General features: G+C 70.3%; 10 protein-coding genes. 4 read left to right on the forward strand and 6 right to left on the reverse strand.

Annotated features, from left to right (window positions below; all coding sequences use genetic code 11):
- Positions 1-152 precede the first annotated feature (152 nt).
- Entirely contained in the window at positions 153-890 is a 738-nt protein-coding gene (locus tag VGH85_08770; protein HEY2173886.1) for a Clp protease N-terminal domain-containing protein, read from the reverse strand.
- Between the two features lie 114 nt (positions 891-1,004).
- On the opposite strand from VGH85_08770, the gene VGH85_08775 reads away from it, so the two are divergent.
- Positions 1,005-1,712: a phosphotransferase gene (locus VGH85_08775; protein HEY2173887.1), complete on the forward strand. Its 708-nt coding sequence runs from the start codon at positions 1,005-1,007 to the stop codon at positions 1,710-1,712.
- A 5-nt stretch (positions 1,713-1,717) separates the two neighbouring features.
- On the opposite strand, the gene VGH85_08780 is transcribed toward VGH85_08775, so the two are convergent.
- Positions 1,718-2,650, reverse strand: a complete 933-nt coding sequence (locus VGH85_08780; GenBank protein ID HEY2173888.1) for an NADP-dependent oxidoreductase — start codon at positions 2,648-2,650, stop codon at positions 1,718-1,720.
- A 236-nt stretch (positions 2,651-2,886) separates the two neighbouring features.
- On the opposite strand from VGH85_08780, the gene VGH85_08785 reads away from it, so the two are divergent.
- Complete coding sequence (locus VGH85_08785) at positions 2,887-3,393, forward strand: GNAT family protein (GenBank protein ID HEY2173889.1); 507 nt, start codon at positions 2,887-2,889, stop codon at positions 3,391-3,393.
- Between the two features lie 26 nt (positions 3,394-3,419).
- Here VGH85_08785 and VGH85_08790 read toward each other — a convergent pair whose 3' ends face one another.
- The 3 genes from VGH85_08790 to VGH85_08800 form a co-directional block, all read right to left on the reverse strand.
- Entirely contained in the window at positions 3,420-4,364 is a 945-nt protein-coding gene (locus tag VGH85_08790; GenBank protein ID HEY2173890.1) for an RNA polymerase subunit sigma-70, read from the reverse strand.
- On the reverse strand, positions 4,361-4,780 hold the full coding sequence (locus VGH85_08795) for a VOC family protein (GenBank protein HEY2173891.1): 420 nt from the start codon (positions 4,778-4,780) through the stop codon (positions 4,361-4,363). Before VGH85_08795 ends, VGH85_08790 begins: the two co-directional genes overlap by 4 nt.
- Before the next feature lie 126 nt (positions 4,781-4,906).
- Entirely contained in the window at positions 4,907-5,389 is a 483-nt protein-coding gene (locus VGH85_08800) for a GNAT family N-acetyltransferase (GenBank protein ID HEY2173892.1), read from the reverse strand.
- A 158-nt stretch (positions 5,390-5,547) separates the two neighbouring features.
- Between VGH85_08800 and VGH85_08805 the strand changes: the two genes are divergently transcribed.
- On the forward strand, positions 5,548-6,771 hold the full coding sequence (locus VGH85_08805) for an MFS transporter (protein ID HEY2173893.1): 1,224 nt from the start codon (positions 5,548-5,550) through the stop codon (positions 6,769-6,771).
- Positions 6,772-6,971: 200 nt separating this feature from the next.
- The gene (map, locus tag VGH85_08810) at positions 6,972-7,757 is read left to right on the forward strand and encodes a type I methionyl aminopeptidase (protein HEY2173894.1); all 786 of its coding nucleotides are present in this window, start codon (positions 6,972-6,974) and stop codon (positions 7,755-7,757) included.
- Positions 7,758-7,913: 156 nt separating this feature from the next.
- Here the strand turns inward: map and VGH85_08815 are convergent.
- A partial coding sequence (locus tag VGH85_08815; GenBank protein ID HEY2173895.1) for a prolyl aminopeptidase occupies positions 7,914-8,497 on the reverse strand: 584 nt, incomplete at its 5' end.

The raw sequence follows: 8,497 nt of genomic DNA on the forward strand, positions 1-8,497 counted from the left end.
ACTACAACCCGACCGGCAACCACTTTTTCGCGTTCGCCATGAAGGACCCGCTCGTCCACTGGCTCGACCCGACGCCCGTCACCTACCGCGGCGACGGCTTCGTCGCCGCGGCCGGGGACCTGGCCTGACTGCGTCGGCCGCTGCGCGGGCCGCTACCCGGCCTGTCGCTGCGCCTTGACCTTCGCGATCTCCGCCGCGAGCGCCTGCTCGGCGAAGTCCGCGCCGAGCCCCAGCTCTTCGAGCTTCCGGGCGACCTCGCCCTCGGTGTAGATGACGCCGAGCAGGAGGTGTTCGGTCCCGACGTAGTTGTGGCCCAGTCGCAGCACCGCGCGCAGCGTCTCGCGCAGCGCGACCTTTCCGTCCGGAGTGAATCCCAGCTCGCGGAGCGCGGCCGGGTCGGCGTCTCCGCCGACGGTGGCCGGCTCGAGCTCGAAGGCGGCGTAGATCTGCTCGTCGGTGAGGCCCGCGCCGTGGATGACCGTCGCGGCGATTCCCGCGGGCTCGGTCAACAGGCCACCGGTGATCTCGGCCGGGCCGATGGGGTTCGCCGGCCCGGCGATCTGCCCGGCGGCGGCGAGGACGTTGCGCGCCCGCGGGGTGAAGCGGGTGAACAGCTGGTCCTCGGGCACGAGGTTGTCGGCGTCGAGCCGCGGGACGAAACGCTTCTGGACGGCCTGTTTCGACACGCCCATGCTGGCGCCGATCTGGCTCCAGGACGCGCCGGAGCGACGGGCCCGGTCGACGAAATGACCGATGAGGGCGTCGGACTGCTCGTCGAGGCGGACGGACACGGCGACGGCGGCCGAGAGGTTGTCCAGCGGCCCGCCGCTGGGGTCGAGGGCCTCGACGAAGGCGATGAGGTTGTCGAGGGAGACGGGCGAGTTCGTCATGCGTCAACACTAGGTTGACGATCGAGCGGCCGTCAACCTCGCGTTGACGCAACTCCGCGGGGCGTCCGAGAGGCCGGGCTGGGCCGGCGTACCCGAGGTCGCCATGATTGTCCCGTGCTGGTCAGCGACGAACCTGTGCCCGACGCCGAGCTTGGACCTCGGCTGGCCGCCGGGCGCGACACCGTCGTCTACGAGCTCGGTCCGGACCGGGTGCTCCGCCGGGCGACGCGCGACCGCTCCTACGTCGCCGAGGCGCAGGTGATGGACCACGTCCGGGCGGCGGGCTACCCCGTGCCGGCGGTGCACCGGGTCGGCCCCGGAGAGATGGTGCTCGAGCGGATCACCGGCCCGACCATGCTCGAGGATCTCGTACGGCGACCGTGGCGGGTGGATCGCCATGCCCGGCTACTCGCCGACCTGCACCGCCGGCTGCACGAGATCCGAGGCCTGCCCGGGATGAAGGCGTTCGCCGCACCGGGTGACGCGGTCCTGCACCTCGACCTGCACCCGGCCAACGTGCTGCTCCCGCCGTCGGGACCGGTGGTCATCGACTGGACCAACGCCGCCGTCGGTGCGCCGGGCGCCGACGTGGCGTTGACCTGGATCGTGCTGCGCGCGTTCGAGTCGGACGCGTCGCTCGCCGTACGCACCCTGACCTCGGTGGTACGGCGCCGCCTCGCCCGGGTCTTCGTCGATCACGCCGGCCGCCGCGAGGCGGTCGCGGCGCTGCCTGCCGTCGCCGACCACCGGGCCGTCGACCGCAACATCCGCCCGACCGAACTCCGCCGGATGGAGCGGCTGGTCAGCCGCGAGGTCCGCTAGCCCGCCTATGACTCGGTGGTCTGGTCCATGTCGATCACGACCTTGCCGAGCACGTGGCCGGACTCCACCGACCGCAGCGCGTGCGGCGCTTCGTCGAAGGGGTAGGTCTGCAGCACCTTGGGGTCGACCTTGCCGGCGGCGACCAGGTCGGCCACGGCGGGAACACCCGCGGCGGTCGACACCACGAGCTGTCCCCCCAGCTCCACGACACCGGGATCGACGATCGAGACGATCCTCGCCGGATCGGTGATCAGAACGGCGACCTGCCGCAGCGATTCGCCGCCGACCACGTCGAGGATCGCGTCGACACCACCGGGCAGGAGCTCGCGCGTCTGGGCGACGACGTCGCCGGTGTCGTAGGGCACCAGTACGGCGTCCAGGCTCTCCACCAGCGCCCGCTTGCCCTCGCTGGCGGCTCCGAACACGGCCGCGCCGCGGTCGCGGGCCAGCTGGGCCGCCATCACCCCGACTCCCCCGCCGATACCGTTGATCAGCAACGTCTCACCCGAGACGACGCCGAGTTTCTCGACCACGTCCCAGGCCGTGCCGCCGGCCACGGGCAGTGCCGCCGCCTGGACGAAACTGACGTGCGCCGGCTTGTGCGAGGTCGCGTCCGCGCGCAGCACGGCGTGTTCGGCGTAGGTGCCGTGCTCCTGCGCGGCGCGGCCCATCACCTCTTCGCCCTCGGCGAACCCGTCGACGTCGGAACCGACCGCGACGACGACGCCGGACGCCTCCGCGCCGAACGCGAACGGGAAGTGCGGTGACGCCTCCGGGTTGGCCATCACGCCGTTGCGCACCTTGGCGTCGATGGGATTCACCCCGACCGCCCGGACCTTGATCACCAACTCGCTTGCACCGGGCGCCGGCTCGGGCCGGTCGAACCAGGTCTCGGTCTCGGGACCGCCGTAAGCGGAAAAGCCGTAGGCCCTGCTCATATCCGTCGTCCCTTCGGTCGGGGGAAGGTGCGCCCGTCCAACCTTGCCTTACGCGTTCGCCGTACGACGACCGAGCCCCTGCCCCCGGCATCATGCGAGGCCGGCACCCAGCGCGGGCGATCATCGGACGCTGTACTCGCAAATCCAGCCCGATTTTGCGAGTACAGCGTCCGATGTCGATCCGACCACCCGCGCGCGGAGGACCGCCCGGCGGTCGAACGTAGGATGCGGTGTTTGTGACGGACGACGAGGTAGTGCTGCGACCGGTACGCGAGGATGACCTGCCGTTTCTGCAGGACATGATCAGCGACCCGGTCGACGCCGGCTCCTTCCTGTGGCAGGGCTTCCGGGATCCTCGGGAGTGGCGCCAACGGTGGGACTCAGGTCGCAGTCTCATCACGGACGGCGGAGGAGTGGTCCTGATCGCCCGCGGGGAGGAGCGCTCGGGCACCATCTCCTGGGATCGGCACCAGTGGTTCGGTCAACCATGCTGGACCCTCGGGATTCACCTCGCCCGATCGGAGCGGGGCCGCGGAGTCGGGACCCGTGCCCATCAGCTGATGGTCACGTATCTCTTCAAGCGAACGCTGCTCAGCCGTATCGAGGCCTACACCGAGGCCAGCAATTTCGCCGAGCAACGGGCGCTGGAGAAGGCCGGCTTCACCCAGGAAGGGACGCTCCGGCACGTCGCCTTCCGCGACGGGCAGTGGCACGACGGCATTCTCTACAGCGTCGTTCGATAGGCCGGCCGCGCGATCCCCCACCGCGGTCACAGGGTCGGCGGCAGTCCGAAGGCCGGGAGGAGCGCGGGGCCGAAGGTCGTGATCTCCGCGATGACACCGGCGTCGATGCGCAGTACGTCGACCTTGAACGCCCGGTACGTCGAGTCACCGGTCCGGCGAAGGTAGCTCGCGGCCGCCGGCATCCGGTTGGCCGCGGTCGGCAGCAGCCGCCAGTCACCGTCCCTGTCTTCGCCCAACGCCCGCTCCAGCAGGGGCATGATCCCGGCGATCCCGTCGAAGACGAACGGATTCGGCGGCATGGTGACCCGGATGTCCTCGGCCGAGACGGCGATGGCCGCCGCCGCGTCGCACCGTTCGTGCGCGGCGATGAACCGCTCGAGCAACACCTTCTCCTCGTCGCTCACCGTCGGCCTCGACCACTCCGCCCGCCGCGCGGGCAGCCGGTCCTGCATCGTCGCGCGGGCCCGCTGCAGCGCACTGTTGGCGGCGGCGACGGTGGTCTCGAGCAGCGATGCCGTTTCCCCGGCCGGCCAGCCGAGCAGGTCGCGGGCGACGAACGTCGCCCGCTGTCTCGGCGGCAGTGCCTGCATCGCGGCGACGAACGCCAGTGCAATCGTCTCCCGGTCGACGGTGACCGCTTCCGGTTGCTCCGCGGACGGAGCGGCTTCGTCGAGGATCCGGTCCGGGTAGGGCTGCAGCCACGGCACCTCGGCGAAGGAACGCACCTGAGTCGGTTGACGTGCGTTGCGCCGGATCATGTCGAGGCAGACATTGGTGGCGATGCGGTAGAGCCAGGCCCGAAACAGCGAGCTCCCGTCGAAGCTGTCGCGGGCCCGCCACGCCCGCAACAGCGCCTCCTGCACGGCGTCCTCGGCCTCGTCGTACGACGCCAGCATCCGGTAGCAGTGGATGTGCAGCTCGCGGCGGTGGCGTTCGGTGAGGTCGGCGAAGTCCGCCTCCGTCGTCGTCACGTCGCCGGCACTGCCGACCGCTTGACCTCCTGGACCATCCATCCGTTGCCGTCGGGGTCGTTGAAGGAGAGGAAGGAGTTGTAGCTGCCGCGCTCCGGGTCCGGTCCTGGCGTCTGCCCCTCCGGTCCGAAGTGGAAGATCTCGCTGACCTCGGCCCCGCGTCCGACGAGTTCTGACCGGGCGACCTCGATGTCCGACACGCAGAGGTGCAGGCCCTGCGCGGCGCCCGCGGTCTCGGTGTTCTTCATGAGCACGATCGAGCACGCCGATCCCTGCGGAGTCAGCTGGACGATGCGGAAATCCTCACCGGCGCTGTGGTCGACGTCGAGATGGAAGCCCGTCTGCTCGGTGTAGAAGGCCTTGGCCCGGTCCACGTCCGCGACGGGCACCAGCACGAGTTCGAGAGTCCAGTCCATAAAGCGATCCTCTTCGTCAGGTCGGAGGCTTCCGACGTTATACAGGTGAAACGCCGATGCCCGGAGAAAGTCATCGGTGCGGCGATGACCCGACCCGCGCCTGACCGACCTATGTGCCGGACCGACCTACGCCTGACCGGGTGGATGGAACGTGAGGACCGAGGACGCGTGGTCACCGCCCCACGAGATCGGCGCGCGGCGCACCAGCCGCCACCCGAGCCGCTCGTAGAGGCTGATCGCCGCGACGGAGCCGTCGGCGACATCGAGCTCGACCGGCAGCCCGCGGTGCCCGGCGTCGGCAAGTCCGTGCGCGAGCAGCCGCCGCCCGATCCCCGCGCGTCCGCGGGCCGGGTCGACGAAAAGCCGCTCGATCGAGCCGAACCGGGTGCCGTCGGCCTGGGATAGGACGCCGAGGGCGACGTGTCCGACGACCGCACCGTCCCTGGTCGCCACCCACGCCTGCACCATCGTTCGCGGCGTCAGCCACCGTTCGACGTCGTCCGGCCAGACGACCGGGTAGCGCGAGTCCTCGTGGACCGCCCGAAGTACGGCGGCGCACCGCGGGAGATCTTCCGTTGTGCGCTCTCTGATCCGCACTGATGCGCGCATCACATTATCTTGCCCCTCGCTAAGCATCTCTGACCAGTTGCGTAAGCTCTGGCCTGCGGTCCACTCCCGGCGTGCTGCCCGGCGGATCGTCCGGGAGCCAGATGCCGCACGGGAGAGGCGCGCCTCGCGAGATGGTCGAGTCGTCGAGCCGGACCAGCATGTCGAGCTCCGAACCGTCGACGGCCACCCTGCGATCGATCGCTCCGTCGGTCTTCCTGCCGGCGATGGTCTACGAGATCGGCAACGGGGCCATCGCGCCGATCATCGCGCTGACCGCCCTCCACGTCGGCGCCTCGCCGAGCACCGCGGGCTACATGCTGGCACTGCTGGGCATCGGGCAGGTGCTCGGTGACGTGCCGTCGGCCTGGCTGGCCGACCGGATCGGCGACCGGCACGCGATGATCGCGGCCGCCGGCGTCGCCGTACTCGCGCTGCTCGGCTGCCTCATGGCCCAGTCGCTGGTTGTCCTCGGTCTCGCGCTGACCGTGATCGGGATGTGCAATGCGACGTACTACCTCGCCCGCCAGTCGTATCTGACCGAGGTCGTGCGGGTCGACCTCCGCGCCAGGGCGATGTCCACGCTCGGCGGATCGCATCGGATCGGGCTGTTCATCGGGCCGTTCGTCGGCGCCCTCGCGATCGGGCTGGTCGGTCTGAAGGGTGCCTTCATCGTCGCGATGATCACCGCGTCGACGGCCGCCGTGCTCCTCGTCGTCATCCCGGACGTTGCCCGGGCCGATGACCGCCCGCCCGCCGTGCGCGGCGGGGTCAGCGCGTGGGCGATGTTCACCGCCCACCGACGCCTGTTCGCGACGCTCGGCTTCGCGGTCCTCGCGGTCGGCGCCGTACGGGCGGCGCGTCAGACCGTGCTGCCACTGTGGGCGGAACACATCGGTCTCGGTCCGGAGAAGACCAGCATCATCTTCGGGATCGCCAGCGCCGTCGACATGGCGCTGTTCTATCCGGCCGGGAAGGTGATGGACCGGTACGGCCGACTCGCCGTTGCGATGCCGTCGATGATCATCGTGGGTGTCGCGATGATGCTGCTGCCGTTGACGAGCGGGGAGTGGCTGCTCGCCGGGGTGGCCATCGTCATGAGCTTCGGCAACGGCATCGGCTCCGGGATCATGATGACGATCGGCGCCGACGTCGCCCCGACCGACAACCGCACCCGCTTCCTGTCGATCTGGCGGGTGATGAGCGACTCGGGCAACGCCGCGGGCCCGGTGGTCGTGTCGATCGTCGCGACGGTGTGGACCCTGGCGGCCGGCATCACGGTCATCGGCTCGGCCGGACTGCTCGCGGCCGCCGGCTTGGCGGCGTGGACACCGCGCTACTCCCCCTTCGCCACCCGGGCGATGATGAAGGCGCAACGCGAGTAGCCGGGGCCACTCGGGTCACCCGCTCGTCCAAGTCGCTTGTAGTCGGACAGTCACGTAACGTGATTGGCGTCGGTACTCAGACACTCCGACCCAAGGCCCCGGCCCGGCGTGGGTGATCGGCTCACGCGCCGGGGCTGCGGTCTGTCCGGGATGGGACAATGATCCGGCTTCGCCGGTCGGAGGTACGTCGGGAGGACGGCATGGTCGAGCTGAAGACGCCCGGGGAGATTGACGCGATGGCGGCGGCCGGCGCGGTGGTCGCGGACATCCTCGCCGCGGTCCGCCGGCAGGCAGACGTCGGCGTCGACCTACGGAGCCTCGACCTCGTCGCGCGGGAGGTGCTCGACCAGGCCGGAGCCACCTCGCCGTTTCTGGACTACCAGCCGGGGTTCGCCCCGAGGCCGTTTCCCGCGGTGATCTGTACGTCCGTCAACGACGCCGTACTGCATGGAATCCCGGACAGCTACCGGCTGGCTGATGGCGATCTGCTCTCCATCGACAGCGGCGCGGAGGTCGACGGCTGGGTCGGTGACGCCGCGATCTCGTTCACGGTCGGCGGACCCAGGGCCGACGACGAGACCCTGATCGACGCCGCGCAGCGTGCTCTCACGGCGGGGATAGCCGCCGCAGTGGTGGGCGGCCGGCTCGGCGACATCTCCGCAGCCGTCGGTGTCGTCGGTCGGGCCGCGGGCTACGGGATCAACACCGATTTCGGCGGCCATGGGGTCGGCCGGACCATGCACGAGGACCCGTCGGTGCCGAACGAGGGGACCGCCGGCCGCGGCCAGCGGCTCCGGCCCGGCATGGTCATCGCCATCGAGCCGTGGTTCCTCGCCGGTGGACACGACGACTACATCGTCGACGACGACGGCTGGACACTGCGCAGCGGCGACGGGAGCCGGGGCGCGCATGTCGAGCACACCATCGCCGTCACCGACGACGGTCCCCGCATCCTCACCGCCCGGCCGAGGTCCCGTTCCACGTGAACGGGACATTCAGGGTTTGAGCGCTTGAACCTCAACGTGACGTTGATGCCGGGAGCCGCCGTGGACAAAACCCACTACTAGTGGGTTTTGGTCACCTGGCACGGCGTGTCGCCGTACAAAACCCACTACTAGTGGGTTCTGTCCGCGCGGCTGCGGCTACAGCGCGCCGAAGCGGTCGATCGCGTCGATCATCAGATCGCTCATGTCCGGACCACCCTGGTGACCGCTTTCGACGAAGTGCAACGTCGCTTCGGGCCAGGCCTCGGCGAGCTCCCACGCCGTCACCGGCGGACCACCGAGATCGAGTCGGCCGTGGATCAGTACGCCGGGGATGCCGGCGAGCCGCCCGGCGTCGCGCAGCAGTTGGCCGTCCTCGAGCCAGGCGGCGTGGGCGAAGTAGTGCGCCACCGTGCGGGCGAAGCCGAGCCGAAAGCGCGGGTCGTCGTACCGCGGATTGGGCGGCAGGCCCTCGAGTGAGACGACCGCCTCCTCCCAGGCGCACCACTCGTCGGCGGCCCGTTGCCGCACCGCAGGGTCGGGATCGTTGAGCAACCGGTCGTACGCCGCGACGAGGTCACCGTCGCGGTCCGACTCCGGCACCGTGTTCCGGAACCGCTGCCACTCCTCGGGGAAGAACATGCCGACGCCGTGGTAGAGCCAGTGCACGTCGGCCGGGCGGGTCATCGTCACCGACGCGAGGACCATGGCGGTCACCCGCTCCGGGTAGCGCTCCGCGTAGG

It is taken from the genome of Mycobacteriales bacterium, from assembly GCA_036497565.1.
Taxonomy (GTDB): domain Bacteria; phylum Actinomycetota; class Actinomycetes; order Mycobacteriales; family QHCD01; genus DASXJE01.

Coding starts and splice junctions, on each gene's coding strand:
- VGH85_08770 (HEY2173886.1), bottom strand. CDS start 890: ATGACGAACTCGCCCGTCTCCCTCGACAACCTCATCGCCTTCGTCGAG.
- map (HEY2173894.1), top strand. CDS start 6,972: ATGGTCGAGCTGAAGACGCCCGGGGAGATTGACGCGATGGCGGCGGCC.
- VGH85_08805 (HEY2173893.1), top strand. CDS start 5,548: ATGTCGAGCTCCGAACCGTCGACGGCCACCCTGCGATCGATCGCTCCG.
- VGH85_08800 (HEY2173892.1), bottom strand. CDS start 5,389: ATGCGCGCATCAGTGCGGATCAGAGAGCGCACAACGGAAGATCTCCCG.
- VGH85_08780 (HEY2173888.1), bottom strand. CDS start 2,650: ATGAGCAGGGCCTACGGCTTTTCCGCTTACGGCGGTCCCGAGACCGAG.
- VGH85_08795 (HEY2173891.1), bottom strand. CDS start 4,780: ATGGACTGGACTCTCGAACTCGTGCTGGTGCCCGTCGCGGACGTGGAC.